22 protein-coding genes and 1 riboswitch are annotated in these 22830 nt (G+C 66.4%); of the genes, 12 read left to right on the top strand and 10 right to left on the bottom strand.

Translation table 11 applies throughout. The features are described from left to right. Positions 1 to 38: 38 nt before the first annotated feature. Both RIdsm_RS04490 and RIdsm_RS04485 read right to left on the bottom strand, forming a co-directional pair. Positions 39 to 1514, bottom strand: coding sequence for an aldehyde dehydrogenase family protein (locus RIdsm_RS04490; RefSeq protein WP_057819555.1), 1476 nt, complete (start codon positions 1512 to 1514; stop codon positions 39 to 41). Between the two features lie 123 nt (positions 1515 to 1637). Then, entirely contained in the window at positions 1638 to 2921 is a 1284-nt protein-coding gene (locus RIdsm_RS04485) for a Rieske 2Fe-2S domain-containing protein (protein ID WP_057819552.1), read from the bottom strand. A gap of 120 nt (positions 2922 to 3041) precedes the next feature. On the opposite strand from RIdsm_RS04485, the gene RIdsm_RS04480 reads away from it, so the two are divergent. From RIdsm_RS04480 to RIdsm_RS04465, 4 genes are read left to right on the top strand one after another with little or no spacing between them, the layout of a single operon-like run. Further along, on the top strand, positions 3042 to 3986 hold the full coding sequence (locus RIdsm_RS04480; protein WP_057819550.1) for a PDR/VanB family oxidoreductase: 945 nt from the start codon (positions 3042 to 3044) through the stop codon (positions 3984 to 3986). After that, positions 3973 to 5172, top strand: a complete 1200-nt coding sequence (locus RIdsm_RS04475; RefSeq protein WP_236553374.1) for a Gfo/Idh/MocA family protein — start codon at positions 3973 to 3975, stop codon at positions 5170 to 5172. The genes RIdsm_RS04480 and RIdsm_RS04475 overlap by 14 nt, the downstream gene beginning before the upstream one ends. After that, the gene (locus RIdsm_RS04470; RefSeq protein ID WP_177228426.1) at positions 5165 to 6154 is read left to right on the top strand and encodes an ABC transporter substrate-binding protein; all 990 of its coding nucleotides are present in this window, start codon (positions 5165 to 5167) and stop codon (positions 6152 to 6154) included. The genes RIdsm_RS04475 and RIdsm_RS04470 overlap by 8 nt, the downstream gene beginning before the upstream one ends. 7 nt (positions 6155 to 6161) lie before the next feature. Next, the gene (locus tag RIdsm_RS04465; protein WP_057819548.1) at positions 6162 to 6617 is read left to right on the top strand and encodes a hypothetical protein; all 456 of its coding nucleotides are present in this window, start codon (positions 6162 to 6164) and stop codon (positions 6615 to 6617) included. Between the two features lie 5 nt (positions 6618 to 6622). On the opposite strand, the gene RIdsm_RS04460 is transcribed toward RIdsm_RS04465, so the two are convergent. Beyond that, the gene (locus tag RIdsm_RS04460; RefSeq protein WP_236553373.1) at positions 6623 to 7165 is read right to left on the bottom strand and encodes a MarR family winged helix-turn-helix transcriptional regulator; all 543 of its coding nucleotides are present in this window, start codon (positions 7163 to 7165) and stop codon (positions 6623 to 6625) included. Positions 7166 to 7354: 189 nt separating this feature from the next. On the opposite strand from RIdsm_RS04460, the gene RIdsm_RS04455 reads away from it, so the two are divergent. Then, positions 7355 to 9118 carry a thiamine pyrophosphate-binding protein gene (locus tag RIdsm_RS04455; protein WP_057819546.1) on the top strand — a complete coding sequence of 588 codons (1764 nt, stop codon included), beginning with the start codon at positions 7355 to 7357 and terminating at the stop codon, positions 9116 to 9118. A 254-nt stretch (positions 9119 to 9372) separates the two neighbouring features. Here RIdsm_RS04455 and RIdsm_RS04450 read toward each other — a convergent pair whose 3' ends face one another. The 5 genes from RIdsm_RS04450 to RIdsm_RS04430 all read right to left on the bottom strand — a co-directional run bounded on the left by RIdsm_RS04450 (position 9373) and on the right by RIdsm_RS04430 (position 13525). Then, positions 9373 to 10302, bottom strand: coding sequence for an IS110 family RNA-guided transposase (locus RIdsm_RS04450; RefSeq protein WP_151175234.1), 930 nt, complete (start codon positions 10300 to 10302; stop codon positions 9373 to 9375). A gap of 208 nt (positions 10303 to 10510) precedes the next feature. Beyond that, positions 10511 to 11131, bottom strand: coding sequence for a protocatechuate 3,4-dioxygenase subunit alpha (gene pcaG / locus RIdsm_RS04445; RefSeq protein ID WP_151175215.1), 621 nt, complete (start codon positions 11129 to 11131; stop codon positions 10511 to 10513). Beyond that, positions 11131 to 11859 carry a protocatechuate 3,4-dioxygenase subunit beta gene (pcaH, locus tag RIdsm_RS04440; RefSeq protein WP_057822108.1) on the bottom strand — a complete coding sequence of 243 codons (729 nt, stop codon included), beginning with the start codon at positions 11857 to 11859 and terminating at the stop codon, positions 11131 to 11133. Before pcaH ends, pcaG begins: the two co-directional genes overlap by 1 nt. Next, positions 11856 to 12242 carry a 4-carboxymuconolactone decarboxylase gene (gene pcaC / locus RIdsm_RS04435; protein WP_057822111.1) on the bottom strand — a complete coding sequence of 129 codons (387 nt, stop codon included), beginning with the start codon at positions 12240 to 12242 and terminating at the stop codon, positions 11856 to 11858. Before pcaC ends, pcaH begins: the two co-directional genes overlap by 4 nt. 263 nt (positions 12243 to 12505) lie before the next feature. Next, on the bottom strand, positions 12506 to 13525 hold the full coding sequence (locus RIdsm_RS04430; protein ID WP_057821838.1) for a zinc ABC transporter substrate-binding protein: 1020 nt from the start codon (positions 13523 to 13525) through the stop codon (positions 12506 to 12508). A 56-nt stretch (positions 13526 to 13581) separates the two neighbouring features. On the opposite strand from RIdsm_RS04430, the gene RIdsm_RS04425 reads away from it, so the two are divergent. The 3 genes from RIdsm_RS04425 to RIdsm_RS04415 are packed head-to-tail and all read left to right on the top strand — an operon-like array spanning position 13582 to position 15667. Then, positions 13582 to 14100: a helix-turn-helix domain-containing protein gene (locus RIdsm_RS04425; RefSeq protein ID WP_057821832.1), complete on the top strand. Its 519-nt coding sequence runs from the start codon at positions 13582 to 13584 to the stop codon at positions 14098 to 14100. Beyond that, positions 14097 to 14873: an ATP-binding cassette domain-containing protein gene (locus tag RIdsm_RS04420; protein ID WP_057821831.1), complete on the top strand. Its 777-nt coding sequence runs from the start codon at positions 14097 to 14099 to the stop codon at positions 14871 to 14873. Before RIdsm_RS04425 ends, RIdsm_RS04420 begins: the two co-directional genes overlap by 4 nt. Then, complete coding sequence (locus RIdsm_RS04415) at positions 14873 to 15667, top strand: metal ABC transporter permease (RefSeq protein ID WP_057821829.1); 795 nt, start codon at positions 14873 to 14875, stop codon at positions 15665 to 15667. Before RIdsm_RS04420 ends, RIdsm_RS04415 begins: the two co-directional genes overlap by 1 nt. A 158-nt stretch (positions 15668 to 15825) precedes the next feature. On the opposite strand, the gene phnF is transcribed toward RIdsm_RS04415, so the two are convergent. Both phnF and RIdsm_RS04405 read right to left on the bottom strand, forming a co-directional pair. Next, positions 15826 to 16614 carry a phosphonate metabolism transcriptional regulator PhnF gene (gene phnF, locus RIdsm_RS04410; RefSeq protein WP_057821827.1) on the bottom strand — a complete coding sequence of 263 codons (789 nt, stop codon included), beginning with the start codon at positions 16612 to 16614 and terminating at the stop codon, positions 15826 to 15828. Next, entirely contained in the window at positions 16607 to 17731 is a 1125-nt protein-coding gene (locus RIdsm_RS04405; protein WP_057821825.1) for an alpha-D-ribose 1-methylphosphonate 5-triphosphate diphosphatase, read from the bottom strand. Before RIdsm_RS04405 ends, phnF begins: the two co-directional genes overlap by 8 nt. Before the next feature lie 105 nt (positions 17732 to 17836). Between RIdsm_RS04405 and RIdsm_RS04400 the strand changes: the two genes are divergently transcribed. The 4 genes from RIdsm_RS04400 (at position 17837) to RIdsm_RS04385 (ending at position 22830) form a co-directional block, all read left to right on the top strand. After that, positions 17837 to 18694, top strand: a complete 858-nt coding sequence (locus RIdsm_RS04400) for a PhnD/SsuA/transferrin family substrate-binding protein (protein ID WP_057821823.1) — start codon at positions 17837 to 17839, stop codon at positions 18692 to 18694. Between the two features lie 68 nt (positions 18695 to 18762). Beyond that, complete coding sequence (locus RIdsm_RS04395) at positions 18763 to 19566, top strand: phosphonate ABC transporter ATP-binding protein (protein WP_057821821.1); 804 nt, start codon at positions 18763 to 18765, stop codon at positions 19564 to 19566. Next, positions 19559 to 20359, top strand: coding sequence for a phosphonate ABC transporter, permease protein PhnE (gene phnE / locus RIdsm_RS04390; RefSeq protein WP_057821819.1), 801 nt, complete (start codon positions 19559 to 19561; stop codon positions 20357 to 20359). Before RIdsm_RS04395 ends, phnE begins: the two co-directional genes overlap by 8 nt. A gap of 193 nt (positions 20360 to 20552) precedes the next feature. Beyond that, positions 20553 to 20767: riboswitch (cobalamin riboswitch) on the top strand. 128 nt (positions 20768 to 20895) lie between these two features. Then, entirely contained in the window at positions 20896 to 22830 is a 1935-nt protein-coding gene (locus RIdsm_RS04385; protein ID WP_057821817.1) for a TonB-dependent receptor plug domain-containing protein, read from the top strand.

Raw genomic sequence — 22830 nt, 5'->3', positions numbered from 1 at the left:
CTTTGAGATCTTTTTTGCCGGCCGTCCTCTATGCCTGGTTATTGGGGGACGACGACCGTTACCGTCTTGTTTTCGGTATATGCGAGCATTTCGCCCAGGCATTCTTCCCGGCCTATGCCGGATTGCTTCACGCCGCCGAACGGCGCGCCAAGATAGTGATCGCTGGCATCGTTGATCCAGACATACCCCGCCTCGATCCGCCCCGAGAGGCGCATCGCGGTATTCAGGTCCTGCGTCCAGATCGAGGCGGTCAGCCCCACGTCCAGACCGTTGACGATGCTCAGCATCTCCGCCTCGTCCCGCCATTTCAGAATGGTCAGAACCGGGCCGAAGATCTCCTCGCGGGCCACCTCGGCATCCGCATCGACGTCGCAAACCAGCGTCGGGCGCACGAAAAGCCCCTCTTCCGGCACGCCCTCCGGCGCGCCACCCGCCGCGATCCGCGCGCCCGAGGCCTTCGCCCGCTCGATGAAGCCGCAGACCTTGTCATATTGCGCGCTGGTCGACATGCAGCCCATCTGCGTCGTCTCAAGCGCCGGATCGCCAAGCTTCACCGCGTCGAACGCCTTGGCGATCTCCTCGACCACCCGGTCGTAATGGCTTTCATGCACCAGCACCCGGCTGGTCGACCCACAGGATTGCCCCGCCGTCCAGCCAAGGTTCATGCCCTTCACCGCGCCCTGCACGGCGCGCGCCACGTCGGCATCCTCGCAAATGACCAGCGCGTTCTTCCCGCCAAGCTCCAGCTGGGTGCGCTTGAGCGTATCCGCCCCGCCCTTCACCACGGCCCGGCCCGTCGTCACCGACCCGATCAGGCCCACCGCACCGATGCCCTTGTGCCCGCAGATCGCCGCCCCCAGCCCGGCCGCACCGGTCACCACCGACAACAGGCCCTTGGGAAACAGGTCGGCAATGATCTCGGCCATCCTGAGCGCCGCAAGCGGCGTCTCTTCCGACGGCTTCAGAATAACGGCATTCCCCGCCGCCAGCGGCGCGGCAATCTTGGCACAGGCGAACATGAACGGATGGTTGAAAGGCACCAGCCGCGCCACCACGCCAATCGGCTGCGGCGTCACGTAGGTCAGCTTGCCCGCAACCTGCGGAATGGTCTCGCCCTTCACCTCGCTGGTCAGGCCCGCGAAATACTCCATCAGCGTCGTGCCGAGACCCACGTCGAACTTCATGCCCTGAAGCGGGTTGCCGCAATCCAGCGCATCGATCAGCGCCAGGTCCTCGATATTGTCCCTGAGCCTCTGCGCCGCCGCCTTCAGCGCCTTGCCCCGTGCCACCGGCCCGGCATCGGCCCACTCGGCCTGCGCCCTGGCCGCGGCGGCAACGGCATCGTCCAGATCCGCTTCGGTTGCATCGTGAATGGTGGCCAGGTGACGGCCGTCGCCCGGCGACGTGACCGCCCTCTCGGCGCCCCCTCCCTTGCGCCATTCGCCCGCGATGAACTGTTCCGTGGGAACATGCGGAAGCGAGGCGGCGCCTGCCTTTGGATCGTCCTTAGGCATATTTCCTCCCTTGGTCCGGGTTGCGGGACACCCTCCTGCCCCGCCCCGGATCCTATTTTTAGATATCTAATATCTATTCAGACGGTGCGACATTCCGTCAAGTCACTTTAGACGCCTTCCGCGTCACTCCGCGGCTTCCACCTTCTCGTCCTCGGTGCCCAGCTTCCGCCAGTCGATCTCCTTCGAATACACACCTTCCTTCGACGAGATCGACGCATGCGGCACCCGCGGCTCTTCCGTACCGATCGCCACACCGCCCTCGGCCACACGCCGCGCGGCATCGCTCATCAGCCGCCGGAACTCCACGATCGCCAGGTCCGACGCGCCCAGCAGGTCGGACGACCGGTCGACCCGGGCGCCCATCGACACCCACATCACGATATCCTGGTTCGGGATGCCCAGAACGCCGGTGAAATTGCCCAGCTTCATCATCTGCCGGTCCTGCAGGAAATCGTTCTCCAGCGTCCGCTTCGACCGCCACTTGTCGTCCAGGTCGATCCCCGGCTGCGTATGGGCGAACTTCCTCCACTCCTCGGTCGAGGGGCATTGCTGCCCGCCCCAGGCGATGAAGTGGAAATAGGATTCCTCGTCGCTGATCGGCACGATCACCGTCGCCACGTTGTAATTGTTGTTCGGCGGAATGAGCGACGTGTAGGGCGCGATATACTCGGTGATCCGCAGGTAGTTATGCGTGCCGGCATTCTTGATCGGCTTCCGGATCGCGGCATAGTGAAACCCGTAAGACGTGGTCTGCGTCTGCATCCGGGGCGACTTGTCTGTCGACGGCCGGTACCACGATTTCTCGTCGGCCGACGCCCCCTTCACCCGCGCCGGCTTCATGTCCGACGAATGGAGCGACGACGAATGCGCACTGTCGATCTGCCCTTCCGTGATCTGCGCCCAGTTCGCCGGGATGCGGATCTTCAGAATCGAAACCGGCGTATCCTCGGTCGGCGCAAAGGCCGGCGGCTGGAATTCCGGCGCCTCGCGCTCGGTGTCCAGGAACGCCCAGACGAACCCGCCCCATTCCTGCACCGGATAGGCCACGTGCTTCACCTTGCCATGCAGGGGCGATTCCTCGGGCTCCGACGACATCGCAACGCAATTGCCCTCAACGTCGAATTTCCACCCGTGATACAGGCAGCGCAGCCCGCAATCCTCGTTCCGGCCATAGACCAGCGAGGCTTTCCGGTGCGGGCACAGCTCGTCCAGCAACCCGATTCGCCCGTCCGTGTCGCGGAAACACACGTAATTCCGGCCGATCGCCTCCACCCGAAGCGGCGTGCCATCGGGCTCGGCCACCTCTTCCGAAAGGCAAACGGGCGTCCAGTGCTGGCGCATAAGCTTCGCCATGGGCGCATCATTTTCCACCAGGGTCAGCAGATCATTCTCTTCGGCATTCAGCATGAGTTGCCCTCCATGTTTGCCAACCGGCGCCGCACGAAAGGAAAGGTGGGCGCAATGGCTTGACGTTCTACTTAGATATCTAATATCAAACTGACCAAGGGTATGACAAGAGGGTAAGCAATGAAACTTCCCGAAGACCGGATGAAATTGAAGGTTGTTGCGCGAGAAGAGCTCACAAAGGACATTTGTGAGTTCACGCTGCAAAGCGAAGACGGCGGCGACTTGCCCCCGTTCACGCCGGGCGCGCACATCACCGTCCAGACGCCCGACGGCGCGATGCGCCGCTACTCGCTTTTGAACGACGGCGAAGCGCCCGAGGAATACGTGATCGCCGTCAAGCGCGAGGCCGAATCGCGCGGCGGTTCCGCTTCCATGCACGACAAGGCGCAGGTCGGCACCGAACTCGAGGTCGACCCGCCCGAAAACGAATTCGAGCTGGTGAAGGCGTCCAAGTACCTGCTCATCGGCGGCGGCATCGGCATCACGCCGATCCTGTCGATGGCCCGCAAGCTCTCCGAGGAAGGCAAGTCGTTCAAGCTGATCTACTGCACCCGCTCCGAGGAAGAGACGGCCTACCTCCAGGAATGCAAGAAATTCCCGGGCGCGATCATCCATCACGACAATGGCGATCTCGACAACTTCTACGACTTCTGGGATCACTTCGAAGAGCCGGGCTCCGAGCATGTCTATTGCTGCGGCCCCGCCCCCCTGATGGAAGAGATCAAGGCCATCTCCGGCCACTGGACGGAAGGCCGCGTTCATTTCGAGGATTTCAGCGCCGTCGACGCCGTCCGCGAAGACGATGTCGCCTTCAACGTCACCATCGCCAGCACCGGCCGCACCATCGAAGTGCCCGCCGACCGCACCATCCTCGAGGCCCTGCGCGACGCGGGCGAGGCCACGGTCAGCTCCTGCGAAAGCGGCACCTGCGGCACCTGCAAGTGCAAGCTGATCGAGGGCGAGGCCGACCACCGCGACCTCGTGCTGATGGACGAAGAGAAAGACGATCACATCATGATATGCGTCTCGCGGGCGAAAAGCGGGGATCTCGTTGTCGATTACTGATCCCATCCGGCTTGGCATCGCCGGGCTCGGGCGGGGGTTCATGCTGACCCTGCCCAGCCTGCGCGTCGATCCGCACGTGGCCGTCACCGCCTGCGCCGCCCCGCGCGAGGCCAGCCGCTCGGCGTTTACCGCCGAGTTCGGCGGCAATGCCCATGCGACCATCGAAGACCTCGCCGCCGACCCGGATGTCGAGGCGGTCTACATCGCCACGCCCCACCAGATGCACCGCGACCACGCCACCATACTGGCGAAGGGCGGCAAGCACCTGCTGATCGACAAGCCCCTCGCCGTCTCGATGGCCGATGCCGACGCCATCGTCGAGGCATGCGATGCCGCCGGCGTCCATCTCATCACCGGCCCCAGCCACAGCTTCGACCAACCGGTCCTCGCGGCCCGGGAGATGATCGCCTCCGGCCGCTTCGGCAAGGTCCGCATGATCCACGGGCTGAACTACACCGATTTCCTCTATCGCCCGCGCCGCCCGGAAGAGCTCGACACCGCCCAGGGTGGCGGCGTGATCTTCAGCCAGGCGGTCCACCAGGTCGACGTGATCCGCCTGCTGATGGGCACCCGCGCCACCCATGTCGCCGCCATGACCGGCGCGTGGGATCCCGACCGCCCCACCGAGGGCGCCTATTCCGCGCTCATCGGCTTCGAGGGCGGCGCCTTCGCCTCGATCACCTATTCCGGCTATGCTCATTACGACAGCGACGTGCTGCAGGATGACATTGGCGAGCTTGGCACCGCCAAGGATCCCGCCGCCTATGGCAAGGCCCGCAAGGCGCTCGCCACCGTCTCCTCACCCGAGGAAGAAGCGGGCCTCAAATCCACCCGCACCTACGGCGCCTCCGAGGCCCCGCCCCTCGCGCCCCATGCCGAGCATTTCGGCCCCGTCATCGTCAGCTGCGACCGCGCCGACCTGCGCCTCACCCCCAAGGGGATCGAGATCTGGGGCGATACCGAGAAAGACTTCATCCCCGCCCCGCCCGAGCCCTCGCCCCGCGCGGCGGTGCTCGAAGGGCTCTATCACGCGATCCGCAGCGGCCAGCCCCCCGCCCAAAGCGGCGGCTGGGGCCGCGCCAGCCTCGAGATCTGCCACGCCATCCTCGAAAGCGCCGAAACCGGCGCCTTCGTCGGCCTGAAAAGCCAGACCCAACACCAAAGCAAGGAAGAGCCCGTTGCCTGATTTGACCCTGTCCATCGCCATGGGAGACTACGACCGCACCCGCCCGATCCACGACGGCCGCGTCAAGATCGACGGCGTCTCGCCGGTCACCCAGCTTCTCTCGCCGGAAGAGATGTTCTTCCGCGCCTTCCGCCATCAAGCCTTCGACATCTCAGAGCTTTCCTTCTCCTCCTACTGCGTGAAGGTGGCCCAGGGCGACGCGCCCTACATCGCCGTGCCGGTGTTCCTGTCGCGCGCCTTCCGCCACTCCTCCATCTACATCCGCACCGACAAGGGCATCGAGAAACCGCAAGACCTCAAGGGCAAGCGCATCGGCATCGCCGAATGGCAGCTCACCGCCAATGTCTGGGCCCGCGGCATCCTCGAAGGCTACGGCGTCCACCAGTCGGAAATCGAATGGGTCCGCGGCGGCATGCACGCCCCCGGCCGCCCCGAGAAGATCAAGGTCAACGTCCCCGACGACGTCACCATCACCGCCGCCCCCGAGGACAAGACCCTCGACGGCATGCTCCGCGCCGGCGAGATCGACGGCTATATCGGCCCCCGCGCCCTCAACTGCTTCGACGAGGGCCACCCCCAGGTCGGCCGCCTCTTCGCAGACGGCATCACCGCCGCCTCCGAGCATTTCGAGCGCACCGGCATCTTCCCGATCATGCACGTGCTGGGCATCCGCCGCCACCTCGCCGACACCCACCCCTGGCTCCCCGGCGCCCTGCTCAAGGCCTTCACCGAGTCGAAGCGCATGGCCGAAACCGCGCTGGCCGACACCTCGGCCACCAAGGTCACCATGCCCTTCGTCGAAGACACCCTCTCCGCCGCCCGCCGCCTCATCGGCCCCCAGATCTGGACCTACGGCGTCCCGGGCAACGAGAAGGTGCTCGAAGCCTTCGTCGACATCCACCACCGCCAGGGCCTTTCCCCCCGCCGCCTGAGCGTCGAGGAACTCTTCCACCCGGCGACCTTCGAAGCCTATTCCCTGTGAGGACACCATGACCGATCAGACCGCCGAGACACCCCCGACCGTCAAGCTCGCCCCCGGGGATATCGTCGCCATCGAAACCCCCTCGGGCACCCGCCACCTGCAGGTCACCCACGCCCGCGCGCCCTACCCCGACGTGATCCGCGCCATCCACCCGGGCGACGGCACCGACCCCGACACCATCGCCGCCGGAAAGACCGCCTTCGCCGCCATGGTCGAGCTGTCCCGCAGCCTCGCCGAAAACCCGGAAACCACCTCGGTCATCGGCCGCGCCGACATCCCCGAGGGCTGCCGCGACTACCCGACCTTCCGCGTGCCGATCCGCAACAAGGCGGGTGACATCGTCTACTGGTGGACATGGGATGGCGAGGGCCTCTCGGTCGCCCCGCCGGCAACCGATGCCGACATGCCCCTGCGCGAGATCGTCCCGATGGAAACCCTGCGCGCCCGCCTGTCAGAGCTCTAGCCGGATCAGACCCCGAAGCCCCGCGTCGGCGGCACCTTCAGCCCCAGCGCCTCGGCCTCGGCCTCTTCCCGCGTGAGGTTCCCGAGAATGGTCAGAAGCATGTCCTGCAGACGCCGCCGGTCCTCGGCGTCAAGCCCGGCCAGACCCGACTCGTTGGCCTCCACGGCCAAGGGCTCCAGCACCTTCTGAAGCGACCGGCCCCGTTCCGTCAGGTAGACATGCTGCTTGCGCCGGTTCCCGTCCTGCGTCCGGCGGGTCACGATATTCAGCTTCTCGAGCTTCGCCAGCGCCGTATGCACCGTCGGCTCCGTCAGGTTGGCCTGCTCGCTCAGCTCCCGCTGCGTCAGCCCCTCCTGCTTCCACAACAGCCGCAGGAACACCCATTGACCGAACGAAATGTCATGCTCGGCCAGCTGCCGCGCCAGCGTCCGGTTGAACCCCCGCGCACAGAGCCGCAGCAAATGCGCGATCCGTTCCTCCGCATAGGAATCCCTGATGGCATGCCCCATCTGCTCGGGCGTCTTGGCGTCTCGGACGGCGCGGTTCATGTCTGGAGCCTCTTTTCGGACTAACTGCTTCGCTCGGCAATCCTGGCTGTCTTATCATGCTAAGGTATCCGCAGACTTGACATACGTCAAAAGGTGCGGCCTCTCGGAATATATCGGTGGATTTTCATAATGTTAGATGGTACTTAGAAATCGAACTTTATTGTGAATCGAGACAAGCCCGGACCCGCCATGCCCAGAGATCGCAGCGATATCGAGAAACCCGAACCCCATGAGGGCGGCGAAACCTGGGGCAGCGACCTGATCGCAGAGATGCTGCGCGACCTCGGCTTCCGCCATGTCGCGCTCAATCCGGGCTCCAGTTTCCGGGGCCTGCATGACAGCCTCGTCAACCACCTGGGCAACACCGACCCGACCATGCTGCTCTGCCTGCACGAAGAGCACGCGGTTGCCATCGCCCATGGCTGGGCCAAGGTCACCGGCGAGCCGATGGCGGTCATCCTGCATTCCAATGTCGGGCTGATGCACGGCTCGATGGCGATCTACAACGCCTGGTGCGATCGCGTGCCGATGGCGATCTTCGGCGCCACGGGGCCGGTCGACGCCGACAAGCGCCGCCCCTGGATCGACTGGATTCACACCTCCCGCGACCAGGCCTCGATCGTGCGAGACTACGTCAAGTGGGATGATCAGCCGGCCTCGCTGCCCGCCTCCCTCGCCTCCATGGTCCGCGGCACCACCATCACCCGCACCGCCCCCTGCGCGCCCACCTATGTCTGTTTCGATGTCAGTGTGCAGGAAGGCCCCGTTCCGGACGACCTCCAGAAACCCGACCCGGCCCTCTACCCCGTTCCCGAAGCGCCCGGCCCCTCCGACCGGCAACTCTCGCAACTCGAAGAGATGCTGTCCCGCGCCAAGCGCCCCGTCTTCCTCATGGGCCGCATGTCCCGCTCCGAGGCCGACTGGGCCGCCCGCGTGGCGCTGGCCGAACGGTTCGACGCCCGCGTCGTAACTGACATCAAGACCGGCGCGGTCTTCCCCACCGCGCACCCCCTCCATGTCGGCCCGCCCGCCTTCTTCGTGGCAGGCCCGCCGGCCGAAGCCCTGCGCGAGGCCGATCTCATCATCTCCTTCGACTGGGTCGACCCGGCCGGCGCCCTGCGCGAGGCTGGCGCGACCGCGCCCTGTGTCAACGTCACGCTCGACCACCAGCTCGCGAATGGCTGGAGCCTCGACCACATGGCGGCCCTGCCCGCAGAGCTCCACATCGCCAGCCCGCCCGACACGGTCATCACCGCGCTGGCCACCCGTCTGGGTCTCGACACCTCCGCCCTGCCCGCGCCCATGCCGATCGCCAAGCGCGGCACGCTCGAGGACGGAGACCAGATGTCGATGGAGCATTTCTCTGTCGCCCTCTCCCACGGTCTCGACGGAGAGCTCGCCTGCCTCGTCCGCCTGCCCCTCGGCTGGGATGGCGGCAGCTGGAACTTCGGCCACCCGCTCGACTATCTGGGCTATGACGGCGGCGCCGGCATCGGCTCGGGCCCCGGCATGCTCACCGGCGCGGCGCTCGCGCTCGAAGACACCGGCCGCCTGCCCGTGGCCGTACTCGGCGACGGCGATGTGATGATGGGCGCCTCGGCCCTCTGGACGGCGGCGCGCTACCAGATCCCCTTCATCTGCATCGTCTGCAACAACCGCTCCTTCTTCAACGACGAGGTCCACCAGGAAAAGGTCGCGAAGATGCGTGACCGCCCGGTCGGCAACAAGGCCATCGGGCAGGCCATCACCGGCCCCGACATCGACTTCCGCCAGATGGCCGAAGCGCAGGGCCTCTCGGCCATCGGCCCGGTCTCCGACCAGTCCAGCCTCGCCGCCGCGATCCGCGAGGCCATCACCCTCTGCAAGTCCGGCAAACCGGTCCTCATCGACGCCCGCGTCGCCCCGGAATACGCCAAGGCCATGTCCGACGGCATGACCGAAACCGGCGGCTGACCGGTCGCTCCGCGGGCCTCAACCTCAACCCGCCTCGGCCCCCGAGCCGGGGCCTCGCGCCGGTCTCCCCGCCACGTTAACGATCTCAAGCGTCCGCCCCCGCCGATGCCCCGCACCGACGCAATACCGACAAAATACCGACGTTATACCGACGTCGGAAAACCGGCCCGTTCGCCCCGTTAACCTTCGCCCGCCGGACGCCGTAGGGTGGGTGAAACCCACCTCTCTCCGACGCACCGTAGCAACTGTCTTTCTTATCCTGCCGCTGGCCGGTGCTCTCTTTGATCCCGCAGCATTGCGTTGAGGACGGTGAGCAGCTTGCGGGCGCAGGCGACGATGGCGAGTTTGACCGGTTTTCCCGCCTCCTGCAGCTTGCGCCGGAAGGCCCTTAGCGCCGGGTCATACCGGCTGGCGATGAACCCCGCGAGGTAGAGCGTGCGCCGCACCTCCGCGCGGCCGCCCCAGATCCGCCGCTTCCCCCGGAACCGGCCGCTGTCGCAGGCATGCGGCGCCAGACCGGCGAGGCTGGCGATCGCCCGGCGGTCGAGACGGCCCAGCTCGGGCAGCCGGGCCAGCAGGCTTGCCGCCAGCAGCGGCCCCACCCCCGGCATCGTCCGCAAGAGGCGCGACCGGTCCGACAGCGCCTCATCCGCCCCGATCACCGCGGCGATCTCGGCCTCGAGCTTGCCGATCCGGCGGCGCAGCAGCGCGATCATGCTGCCGATATCGCGGCGGACAGAGGCATCGCGGGCCTGACGCAGGCGCGCCATCTCGGCCCGCAGCATCGCGCCGAGATCGTCCCGGCGGCCCATCAGGCCGGCCAGCCGCGCCCGCCCGGGATCGGCCGGCGGCGTCGGGCGCAAAGCCAGCGCCCGACCCATCTCCGCCAGCACCCGGGCATCGACCCGGTCGGTCTTGGCCAGCCGGCCCGTGGCGCGGGCGAACTCCCGCGCCTGCCGCGGGTTGACCCGGGCGTAGGTGACATCCGCCGCGCCGAGCGCCTCGGCCAGCGGGTGCTCGTACCCGCCCGAGGCCTCGAACACCACCAGCGCCCCCCGGGCCCGGGCGGCGAAAGCCCGAAGCTCGGCGGTCGCCATCGGCACCCGCTCCGCCCGACCGGTGGAAAGAAAGAAGACGTCGATCCAGTCCTTGGCGATATCGACGCCGATGACATCTTGTGGCAAAGTCATGGGGCCTGTCCTTGATCTGCGGGATCGGCTGGTTGCACAGCCCTCCCTGGCAACTGTTCAGGTTTGACAACGGTCGGCAGACGAGCCCCGGGCTACGCGACGGTCTCAAGGACCAAGGGTGGGACGGGGTCTCGCCTGCCGATACACAATATCGCACAGATCAAAGAGACAAGGGTGGGTAAAACCCACCGCCCCAACGCCCTCAAATATCGAAGAACACCGTCTCGCCATCCCCCTGCAGCCGGATATCGAACCGGTAGACGACCTTCCCGTCCCGCTCCGCCCGCTGGGCCACGAGGGTCTGCCGCCGCACTTCCCATTCCACCAGCCCCATCACCGGGTCCGCGGCATTGGCCTCCGCCTCGTCCGAGAAGTAAATCCTTGTATTCAAACCAACATTCACCCCCCGCGCCACGATCCACAGGTTGATATGCGGCGCCATCATCTTTCCGTTCCGCCCCATCACCGGCCCGGGCTTGACGGTGTCGAACCCCCACTCGCCCGTCTCGAAATCCGTGATCACCCGGCCCCAGCCACGAAACCCCTCCTCGACCTCGCCGGGATGCTCCGGATGCGCATAGACGCCCTCGGCATTCGCCTGCCACGCCTCCAGCAGCACGTCCTTGACCGGGCTCCCGGTGCCGTCGATCACAACCCCCTCGACCCGGATCCGCTCCCCCCCGGCATTCGGCCCGGCGATGTCCCAACCCAGCTCCCGCTCGTAGATATCGAACCCCGCCGCCCCCGGCGCCAGCCCGATATGGACGTATGGCCCGGCCGTCTGCGACGCGGTTTCCTTAAGATAATCAAGCTTTTGCGGCATCAGTTCCCCTCCAGCCGGTTTTCGAACAGCGTCGACCGCCGCCCGCGCAGCACGATGTCGAACTTGTAGGCGATCGTGTCGAGCGGGATCGTCGCGTTCAGGTCGAGCGGCGCGATCAGCTGGTCGATCGCCGCCGGGTCGGGGATGGTCTGCACGATCGGGCATTTCGCGATCAGCGGATCCCCCTCGAAATACATCTGCGTGATCAGCCTTTGCGAAAACGAGCTGCCGAAAACCGAGATGTGAATATGCGCCGGCCGCCAGTTGTTCACCCAGTTCCGCCAGGGGTAGGCCCCGGGCTTCACCGTGCGAAAGAAGTAATACCCGTTCTCGTCGCTCAGCGTCCGCCCGCAGCCCCCGAAATTGGGGTCGACCGGGGCAAGGTACATGTCCTTCTTGTGCCGGTACCGCCCGCCCGCATTGGCCTGCCAGATCTCGACCAGCGTGTTCGGCACCGGCCGCGCATTCTCGTCCAGAACCCGCCCGTGAACGATGATCCGCTCGCCGATCGGGCTTTCTCCGGCCTGGGCGTAGTTGGTCAGCAGGTCGTTGTCGCCCGGGTCGATATCGTTGTGGCCAAAGACAGGCCCGGTGATCTCGCTCGCCGATTGCTCGAGGCTGATCAACGAATAGCGCGGCGAGCGCGCCACGGATGTCTTGTACCCCTGCGCCAGCGCCGGCGGATGCCACTCCCGGTCGCGCTGGTAATATTCGGCTGGCTTGGTCATCGGCTCTCCTCCGCCTCCATCTCGGCAAATACTGACTTGGCGATCTTCAGCGCGTGGTTCGCCTTCGGCACACCCGCATAGACCGCCACGTGCTGAAACGCCTCCGCCACGTCGCGCGCGCTCGCCCCGGTGCGGGCGGTCGCGCGGATATGCATCGGGATCTCCTCGAAATTCCCCGTCGCCGCCAGCAATGCCAGCGTCAGCATCGACCGCTCCCGCAGGCTGATCGCGTCGCTGGCCCAGACGGTGCCCCAGGCACCTTCGGTGATCATCTCTTGAAACGGCGCGTCCAGCGGCGTCTTCGCCGCCTCCGCCCGGTCCACATGCGCCTCGCCCAATACCCGGCGACGCACCGCCATCCCGGCATCGTGTTTTGCTGACATACCTGAACCTCCCCTGCGGGCCCAATTCCAATGGCAAACCGACCATAGGTTCGAGTGGCACGCGCCATAATCTTAGAGATCGAAGCGTTGGAAGGTCAAACGACTTTTCAAAGAAACCCGCCCGGCCCAAAAAGACTGGTATGCGTTTGCGGATGCGATGCCGTGGTTCTTGGCGCTAGGCAGGCGTGCGACCCTAGCCACAGCACCAAGCAAAGGGCGGCGACGCCTGGTCGGGTCGCCCGGAGTGCCCCCCTAGCCCACTGTCACTGCGGCGCTCTCAGGCAATCCGCCAGTGCGCTGGCGAGGTTGCGAAGGACCTGCGGGTAGAGCGCCGGACCGGGCGCGAGATCCGAGCCGAGCGGGTCGAGTACGCCCGTTTGCGTGTCGGAGCCTTCCATGACAGCCGCCACGACGCCCGGGCTGTATTGCGGTTCCGACAGGACGCAGGTGACGTCCAACTCGGCGACGCGGGCCTGGATCTCGGCAATGCGCGCGGGGCTCGGATCGGACGCGTCGGACAGTGAGATGGCACCAGATGCCGGGACCCCGAAACTGTCTTCGAAATACTGGTAGGCGTCGTGGAAGACGATGAAGTTCTTCCCCCGCACAGGGTCGAGAATGCCCTCGATTTCCTGCGACAGAGCGGCGAGTTCCTCGCGCCCCGCCGCGGCATTGGCGGCATAGGCCTCGGCATTGGCCGGATCGGCGGCCGACAGCGTGTCGGCGATGACAGTCAGCCAGGCCGACGCGTTCGCCGGCGAGAGCCAGATGTGAGGATCGGTTCCAGCGTGATCATGGTCGCCGGCGTGATCATGATCATGATCGTGGTCGTGGTCGTGTTGGTCGCGCTCGGACTCCGCGTGCTCGTCGTGATCGTGCCCCTCCTCGTGATCAGGATCGTGTTCGCCATGGTCATGCGCCTCGAACAGCGCGCTTTCGCGAGTCGGCAGCGTCTTCGTCGCGTCCAGATCGGACAGCGTGATCACCTCGGCGCCGCTTGCCAGCGTCTTGACCGCATCGCCAAGCCAGGGCGTCAATTCGGGCCCTGTCCAAAACACGAATTCCGCGTCCTGAAGTGCCTGAGCCTCGGACGGGCGGAGGCTGTATTCGTGGGGGCTGGCCCCCGGCGCCACGATCAGGTCCGGCTCGCCCACATTTGCCATCACCCGCGCCACGAGCGAGTGCACCGGCCCGATATCGGCCGCGACCGCCGGCACATCGGCCAGCGCCGTTCCGGCGAAAAGCGACGCGGTCAGCGACAGCGAAATGAGGTTTCTGGACATCCGGGCCTCCATGTGATTTTATAACATCGATGACGACGTACATGATATGAGATAACATGACAAGCCCCGGACATTCGAAAGCTGACACCCCGCCCGATGCGCTCGGGTTCGCTGCGCATGATCACGGTCATTGCGTGGAAGCCGGCATAGCGGTGGCGGAAGAGCACTGCGCCGCCAAGGGTCTGCAATTCACGCCCGTGCGGCGGAAGGCGCTGGAAATCCTGCTTCAGGAACACCGTGCGCTGGGGGCGTACGAGGTGCTTAACCGTCTGCGTAGCGCCGGTTTCGGCTCGCAGCCGCCGGTTGCCTACCGTGCGCTCGACTTTCTTGTCGCCAACGGGTTTGCGCACAAGATCGAGCGGCTCAACGCCTTCATTGCCTGCGCGCATCCCGGCACGACCCATTCGCCCGCGTTCATGATCTGCAGGGTTTGCGATTCGGTGGCCGAGGCCAGCGCCACCCCCACGCGCGGCGCCCTCGGGCAGGCCGCGCGCGACGCGGGCTTTCGCATCGAGCGCACCGTCGTCGAGGCCGAAGGGGTCTGCCCCGCCTGCGCCGAAAAGGCCGACGCATGAGCCTTATCTCGGTTCAGAACCTGAGCGTCAGCTATGGCGCGAATACCGTGCTGCGCGACGTCACGCTTCAGATCGAACCGGGCGAGATCGTCACCATCGTCGGGCCCAACGGCTCGGGCAAGACGAGCCTGCTGCGTGCGATCATCGGGGCCGTGACCCCGACACAGGGCCAGCTTCGCAAGAAGGCCGGCCTGCGCATCGGCTACGTGCCGCAGAAGCTGCATATCGATCCGACCCTGCCGATGACGGTCGAGCGGTTCCTGCGGCTGTCGGGCAAGGTCGCCAAGGAGGACTGCGCCACGGCGCTTGAAACCGCCGGGGTGCCCGACCTTGCCAAGCGGCAGATGTCGGGCCTGTCGGGCGGGCAGTTTCAGCGTGTGTTGCTGGCCCGCGCCCTCATCAACCGGCCTGACATCATCCTGCTGGACGAGGCGACGCAGGGGCTCGACCAGCCCGGCTCGGCCGCGTTCTATCGCCGGATCGAGGAGGTGCGGAGAGAGACCGGCTGTGCCGTGCTGATGATCAGCCACGAGCTGCACGTGGTGATGAGCGCGTCGGACCGGGTGATCTGCCTCAACGGGCATGTCTGTTGTGAGGGGACGCCGGAAAAGGTGTCCTCCGCGCCGGAGTACCGGGCCCTTTTCGGCTCTGGCACGGGGGGTGCATTGGCGCTGTACCGGCACGATCACGACCATGCCCATGATGGCGCGTGCGACCACGATCATGGGCATGGGCATGGGCATGACCACGATCATACGGAGGCGGCCGAGTGATGCTGGACGATTTCATGATGCGCGCCACCCTTGCCGGCCTTGGCGTCGCCTGTGCCGCGGCGCCGCTGGGCAGCTTCGTTGTCTGGCGCCGGATGGCCTATTTCGGCGATGCCACGGCCCACGCCGCGGTATTGGGTGTGGCCCTGTCGCTGGCGCTGCAGATCTCGGTCTTCGCCGGGGCGATGGCGGTGGCGCTGGCCATGGCGCTGACGGTCACGCTGCTGAGCGGGCGCGGCTATGCGATGGATACGCTCCTGGGTGTGCTGGCCCATTCGGCACTGGCTTTCGGGCTTGTGGCGGTGTCGTTCCTGTCGGGTATTCGCATCGACCTGATGGCCTATCTTTTCGGCGATATCCTTGCCGTGTCTCGCACCGACCTGGCGGTCATCTGGGGCGGCGCGGCGGTGGTCGTCGGACTGATCGGCTGGCGCTGGTCGGGGCTGCTGACATCGACGCTCAACGAGGACCTGGCCTATGCCAGCGGCATCGACCCGAGGCGCGAGAAACTGATCCTGACGCTGGCGCTGGCCATCACCGTGGCGGTGGCCATCAAGGTGGTGGGCGTGCTTCTGATCGCGGCGATGCTGATCATACCGGCCGCGGCCGCGCGGCCGCTTTCGCGGACACCGGAAGGCATGGCCCTGACCGCCGCGGTCATAGGGGCGGCTTCGGCTGTCATCGGCCTGCGGGCGGCCTATGTCTTCGACACGCCGGCCGGCCCGTCCATCGTCTGCGTTGCGGCGCTGATCTTTGCCGGCACGAGCGTGATGAGCAGCGTCCTGCGGGTCGGGTAAACCTTTCGAAAAGGTTAACGATGGGGCGGCCGCGCGTTCGAGGCGTGGGGCTGACCCTTTGCCGGCGTCCGTCTTTTCAAAGAAAGGTAAACGCCCGGTTAGCGCCAAGATCGCGGCAGGGCCGGCGATGGCGTTGCCAGGCCCCCGTGACCGCCGCCCTAACCGCCCGACTCGCTGAACACGAACTCGACGCTTGTCATCGGCCAGCAGCCGCGGCCCAGCTCGATGGGCCCGCCATCGGGCGCGCGGTTGATGGCGGTGACGTATTGCACCGGGGTGTTGGCGTTGATGCCGAGGATCTCTGCCTCGTCCGGCTGGGCGAGCCCGCCCTGCACCCGCGTTTCGGCCCGGCGGAACCACGGGATGCCCGCCGCCTTGTAGACGGCGCTGACCGACTGGGTCTCTTCGAAAACCTGTTCGAAGTCGGGAAACCGGGCGGCGGGCAGTTCCTTGCGGGTGAAGTAGATCGGCCCGCCATCGAGAAGCCGCACCCGGTGCAGCGCGATCACCTGATCGCCCGGGCCGAGCCCGAAAAGCTGGGCCGCCTCGGGGCTGGGAGCGGTGCGGGCGAGATAGAGGACGCGCGAGCTGACCTCTTCGGTCGCGCCGACGAGGGAGTCGGAAAACCGCATGTCGTTGCGGATCACGAAGGTGCGGGGCAATTGCCGGACGATGATGCCGACGCCCTTGCGCGCCTGAAGCCGGCCTTCGACCTGAAGCAGGGCCAGCGCCCGGCGCATGGTCACGCGGTTGACCCGGAACATCTCGGCCAGCTGGACCTCGCCGGGCAGGCGGCTGCCGGGGGCGACGAGCCGCTGGTCGATGGCACGGGCCAGCCGGTCGTAGATCTGCAGCCAGATGGCGCGCGTGGCGCGGGGGGCGTATTCCTCCGCGGCCAGCGCGTTGAGGCCGAATTCGTCGGCGCGGTCGGGCGAGAGATCAATCACGGGCCAGCACTTTCCGTCCGTTCACGAAGACCGCCCTGATCTTGCGTGATTTCCGGTCGATCACAAGCAGGTCGGCCCGCTGGCCGGGCGCGAGCGTGCCGCGATCGGTAAGGCCGACGGCGGCGGCGGGGTTGGCGGAAACGAGGTTCCAGCCCCTGTCCAGCGGCAGGATGCCCGCGTCGTGCAGGCGGAAGACGGCGTGCAGGGGCGAGGGGTAATAATAGTCGGACGCCAGAACGGTGCAGAGCCCCTGGCGAATGGCGGCGGTGGCGCAGAGCGCCCCGTTATGGCTTTCGCCCCGGAGCGCGTTCGGGCCGCCGAGGATGACCGGCTCGCCCGCCTCGCGCGCGGCGCGGGCGGCGGCTTCGGTGGTGGGAAACTCGGCCACGGTGACGCCCCGCGCGCGGCCCGTCTCGCGGTCCTCGGGCGTGGCGTCGTCATGGGACATGACCGTGCGGCCCAGCGCGACCGCCACGCGACAGATCCGGTCGGTCGCGGCGGGCACCTCGCTGCGCCTGTCCCATATGCGGTGGATTTCGGTCATCGCGTCCTCGGGGGAGAGCCCCATGCGGGCCGCCATGCGCTTGAGCTTGTTGCTTTCGGCGCCGAGCCTGTGGTTGGCGGTGGTGTGGTCGTTGATCGACAGGATGTCGCCCGGGCGGCGTTCGAGCCAGCCCAGCACCTCGTCGACGTGATCGAGGGCGAAGGTTTCCCAGCGGATGTTGAACCGGGTGTCGCAGGCGAGGCCCGGCTCGGCGGCTTCGAGCGCCTCGACCAGGCGGCGGGTCACGGCGATGTCGCGCAGGCCCGGCTCCCACGAGACGGTGAGGCCGTGATAGGCGGTGGTGATGCCGTTGGCGATCATCTGGGTGTCCGCCTCGGCAAAGCCCAGCCCATAGGGCATGTGCACCCCCGGGCGGGGCTGCACGATCGCCTCGAACCCGTCGCCATGCAGGTCGACGATGCCCGGCAGCACCCAGGCGCCGGTGGCATCCAGGGTGCCGCCCCCCGAGGGCCTTGCATCGGCGATGCGCCCGTCTTCCAAATGCAGCTCTGCCGGTGCGAGCCCCTCGGGCCCCAGCACGGTGCCGCCGCTGATCGTCCATTCACACGTCATCTTCGTCTCACCATCCACATGTCATCAAAGCTTCAATCGAATCCCCTATGCCATTGCTGTGTGACGTTCCTGTATACACAACTCTGGATTAGATAGGAGAGGACCATGATCCGTTCCCTGCTCGCCGCCGCCGCCGTGACCGTTGCGGCCTCCTTCCCCGCCACTGCCGAAAGCCTGAAGTTCGCCGTGACCGACATCGAGGGTCTCGAAGCGCTGCAACAGGAATTCGGCGCCTTCGAGGCCAAGCTCGAAGAGCTGACCGGCCACGAGATCGACCTGTTCCCGGTCAGCTCGCGCACCGCCGCCGTCGAGGCGCTGAACCAGGACAAGGTCGACCTGGTGCTGACCGGCCCGGCCGAATACGTGGTGATCAACGAATTGACCCAGGCGAAGATCGTGACCGCCTGGCAGCGGCCCAACTACTTTGCGCAGATCGTGACGCTGTCGGACGGGCCGATCAAGTCGGTGCAGGACCTGAAGGGCAAGACCGTGACCTTCGGTTCGGTCGGGTCCACCTCGCAGCACCTCGGGCCGGCACAGGTTCTGGCCGATTTCGGGCTGGCCTACAACACCGACTACCAGCCGCAGATCATCGCCCGCAACGTGGCCGTCGAGGCGCTTATCCGCGGTGACGTTCAGGCCGTTGGCATGAACGAAGGGCACCTGTCGCGCATTCGCGAGGCGTTTCCCGACACGTCGTTCACCGTGGTGGCGCGTGGCCGCGACCTACCGAATGACATCCTCGTCGCGCGGTCGGATCTTGACGATGCCACCATCGCCGACGTCAAGGCGGCCTTTGTCGATCATGGCGCGGAGCTGATGGATGCGATCCTGACCGGGGAAGACAACCAGAAATACAAGGGCGGCTTCTTTCTGACCAAGGTCGAGGACAGCGAGTACGACTACGTGCGCTCGATGTACAAGACGATCGGGGTCGATACCAACGCCTTTGTCGGCAACTGAACCTGCCAGCATGACATGAGGCCGGGGGCGCAGATGCCCCCGGTTTCGCGCATAACGGAAGGGGCCACATGCTCGATCACCTGACAGATGCCCGGACGGCCGGGGGCACGGCGCGGACAGCCGACGCCCCGCTCATCGAGGCGCGGGGCCTGTGCAAGGCCTATACCCGCCGCGCCGTGGTGCTTGACGGCGTCGACCTGCGCGTCGAGGCGGGCGAGCGGGTGGCGCTTATCGGCTCGAACGGAAGCGGCAAGTCGACGCTTCTGAAAAGCCTCATCGGCCTGCATCCCATCTCCGGTGGCGAACTTTCCTGTTTCGGAGAACCCGTCGGCCCGGAGGCGAGCCGCGCGCAGCGGCTTCGGATGCGGCGGCAGACCGGGTTCGTCTTCCAGAAGCATTGCCTGGTGCGGCGGCGGTCGGTGCTGTCGAACGTCATTCACGGGCTCTTTGGCGAGGCGGGCAGCTGGCGGGCCTTCTGTCACAGCCTGGCGCCGGAGGACTGGCGGGCCCGGGCCATGGACGCGCTCGACGCGGTGGACCTTGCCGACAAGGCGATGCTGCGCGCCGATACGCTGTCGGGCGGGCAACAGCAGCGCGTGGCCGTGGCCCGCGCGCTGGTGCGCAAGCCGCGGCTGCTGATCGCGGACGAACCGGCCGCCAGCCTCGACCCGGTGTCGGGGCGCAACGTGATGGAGCTGTTCTCGACGCTGTGCCGCGAACAGGAGATCACGCTGATCTACACCTCGCACGACATGGCCCATGCCACCGCTTATGCCGACCGGGTGGTCGCGCTGAAGGGCGGGCGGGTGCATTTCGACCGGCCCGCCGAAAAGGTCACCCGCGCCAATCTTCAGGATGTTTTCGATGGCTGATCGCGCCCATATGCCCCCCGGCCGCTTCGAGGGGTTCTCGGCCCTGAACTTTGCGCTTCTGGTGGCGCTCGGGGCGGTGATCATCGCCTCGATGGGCAAGGTCGCCCCCTCGCCCCAGCAACTGGCCGAGGGTGTGCCGGGCATGGCCAACCTGGTGCAGCGGATGCTGCCGCCCAATACCGAGCCCGCCTTTCTTGCCCGGATCGGGATGCGCATTCTCGAGACCTTCCAGATCGCGCTGGTGGGCGCGGCGATCGGTATTGTCCTGAGCCTGCCCATCGCGTGGTGCGGCGCGAGGGGCGTTTCGCCGCTGGGGCGAGGCAGCTTCCTGGTGAAGGCGTTCGTGTCGTTCCTGCGGACGGTGCCCGACCTTGTCTGGGCGCTTCTGTTCGTGGCCTCCATCGGGCTTGGCGCCGTGGCCGGCACCATGACCATCGTGGTCGACACGATCGGCTTTTGCGGCCGGTTCTTCGCGGAGGCCATGGAAGACGCCGAGAAGGAACCGCAGGAGGCGCTGTCGGCGATCGGGGCGGGCAAGGGCTCGATCCTGGTGGGGGCGATCTTGCCCGACATCATGCCGTCGCTGATCAACTCGTCGCTGTTCGCGCTGGAGAAGGCCGTGCGGTCTTCGGTGGTGCTGGGGCTGGTCGGTGCGGGCGGGATCGGGCAGGAGCTGAAGGTGGCTTTCGACCTCTTTCAGTATCGCAATGCCTCGATGATCATTCTGGCCATTTTCCTGATCGTGCTGGTAATGGAGATCTGCACCGACAAGCTGCGCGCCCGGATCCAGTAGGCGAAGGCGGATGACTGACGGGGCTGCCAGACGGCGTGCGTTCCCCCGCAACGGTTAACAATTGATTAACACGGGGACGGAACCCCGGCGTGGGTTTCGGGTGGGCTGATCGCTTGCCCGCCCGCCGGCGCGCGAAACGGTTGTCTAGGGTCAGACCGTTAAGAAATCGCCTTTTCACCGCGCGCGATCCGCGCTAGGCAGAACTTGCTTCGGTCCGGGCGGTGCGCCGCCCGGTGAAAAGGGAACACGGTGAGGTTTCGCCATATGGCGCCAATTCCGTGACTGCCCCCGCAACTGTAGGCGGCGAGCGAAGCCGGAACATGTCACTGCCGTGCGTCAGCGCGGTGGGAAGACCCGGCCAAGCGATGACCCGCAAGTCAGGAGACCTGCCGAGGTGATCACCCTGTCCGGGCGCGGGGCGCGCATGGGCAACGGAGCTATCCGTAGAGGTGACGTTTCACCGTCTGCGGGGGCCTTTCCTCCGAGACCAAACACGTTGATTTGCGCCGCGATGCGGTGCGATCGGAGGGACCGACATGAAACGCCACGCGCGTCTTGGCCTGCTGGCCACCACCATTCTTGCCACACCTGCCACGGCCGAGGAGACCTATGACCTCGGCACGCTGGTCATTTCCGGGGGGCTGACCCCCGTGGAGGCGCGGGAGTACGGCCGCGCCGCCACCGTGCTGACGGAGGAAGAAATAGAGGAGAGCGGCGAGCAGTACGTGGCCGATGTGCTGCGCTCGCTTCCGGGCGTGGCGGTGTCGCGCACCGGCGGGTTCGGCGGGCGCACGCAGGTGCGGCTGCGGGGGCATGAAAGCAACCATACGCTGGTGCTGATCGACGGGGTCGAGGTGGCGGCGCCGGACCAGGGCGAATACGATTTCGCCGGGCTGCTGACGGCGGATATCGCACGGATCGAGATCATCCGCGGGCCGCAATCGGCGCTGTACGGGTCGAACGCCATCGGCGGGGTGATCTCGATCACCACCAAGCGGCCGACGGAACCGGGGATCAGCGGCGAGGTCGGGTTCGAGGTGGGCTCGGACGGCACCTATGAAGGCCGGATCGCCGTTCGCCAACAATCGGTACGGGGGCAGCTGAGCTTTTCGGCCGCGCGGCGCGAGACCGACGGGTTCGACATATCCGGAACGCCCGGGGGCGAGGATGACGGCGACCTGAACCGGACCTACAACCTGACGGGGCGGTTCTTCGTCAGCGACGCGCTGACCGTCGGTGGGTCGCTGCGCCATGTCGACCGGGTGTCGGACACGGACGGCTTCGTGTTCGGCGCGCCGACGCGGGCGGGGCTGGTGGTTGACGATGCCTCGAATATCGAGATGCAGGAGACCTTCGGCTCGGTCTATGCCGAGCTTGGGATGTTGGATGGCCGCCTGCAGAACCGGGTGGACCTGTCTTTCGCCAATATCGACCAGCAGGGGCGCGGCGGCACCGGCCTGCGCAACCAGGACAATACCGCGACTCGCGCCAAGGCGAGCTATCGGGGCACGGTGGCGCTGGATTCCGACAGCGTGGATACGGCCGATCATACGCTGACCTTTGCCGCGGAATGGGAATACCTGACCTACAAGGGCAACCAGGCGTTCTTTGGCCCCGGCGAGCTGATCAAGCGGACGCGCGAGCAGAGCGCGCTGGTGATCGAATACCAGGGCAGCTTTGGCAACGGGTTCGACCTGCAGGGCAGCGTGCGGCATGATTTCAACGACAAGTTCGAGGATTTCACCACCTATGCGGTGGGCGCCTCCTATACCCTGCCGAACCAGATGACGCGGGTGCATGCCTCCTATGGCACCGGGGTGCAGAACCCGACGCTGATCGAGCAGTTCGGTTTCTTCGCCAACTTTGCCGGCAACCCGAACCTTCAGCCGGAGCAGAGCGAGGGGTGGGATATCGGCATTGAGCAGCAGTTCCTTGGCGGGCGGGGCCTTGTCGACGTGACCTATTTCGACGACGAGCTGACGAACGAGATCACCTCGGTCTTCAACCCGGCGACGGGGATTTCGACGCCGGTGAACCAGCCCGGCAAGAGCGACCGGCGCGGGGTCGAGGTGTCGGCGGACGTGGCGGTGACGGACCGGTTCGATGTCGGGCTGAGCTATACGTGGCTTGACGCGACGAACCCCAACGGCTCGGTCGAGGTGCGGCGGCCGGAGCATGAGGCACTGTTGCAGCTGGGCTACCTGATGGCGAATGACCGGACGCGGTTCAACCTGGATGTGCGGCACGTGTCGGGGAATTACGATACCGATTTCACGGCGGCGTCGATGGGGGCCAGCGTGGTGCGGCTGTCGGATTACACGCTGGTCAATCTCGGGATGAGCCATGACGTGACCGACAGCGTGCGGCTGAGCGCCGGCATTCACAACCTGACCGATGAGCGTTACGAGGAGCTTGATGGCTATGCGACGCAGGGGCGGACGGTGTTCTTTGGCGTGACGAGCACGTATTGA

It is taken from the genome of Roseovarius indicus, assembly GCF_008728195.1.
Classification (GTDB): domain Bacteria; phylum Pseudomonadota; class Alphaproteobacteria; order Rhodobacterales; family Rhodobacteraceae; genus Roseovarius; species Roseovarius indicus.
The sequence above is the reverse complement of the archived record's forward strand: the minus strand, read 5'-3'. Positions and strand labels throughout refer to the sequence as shown.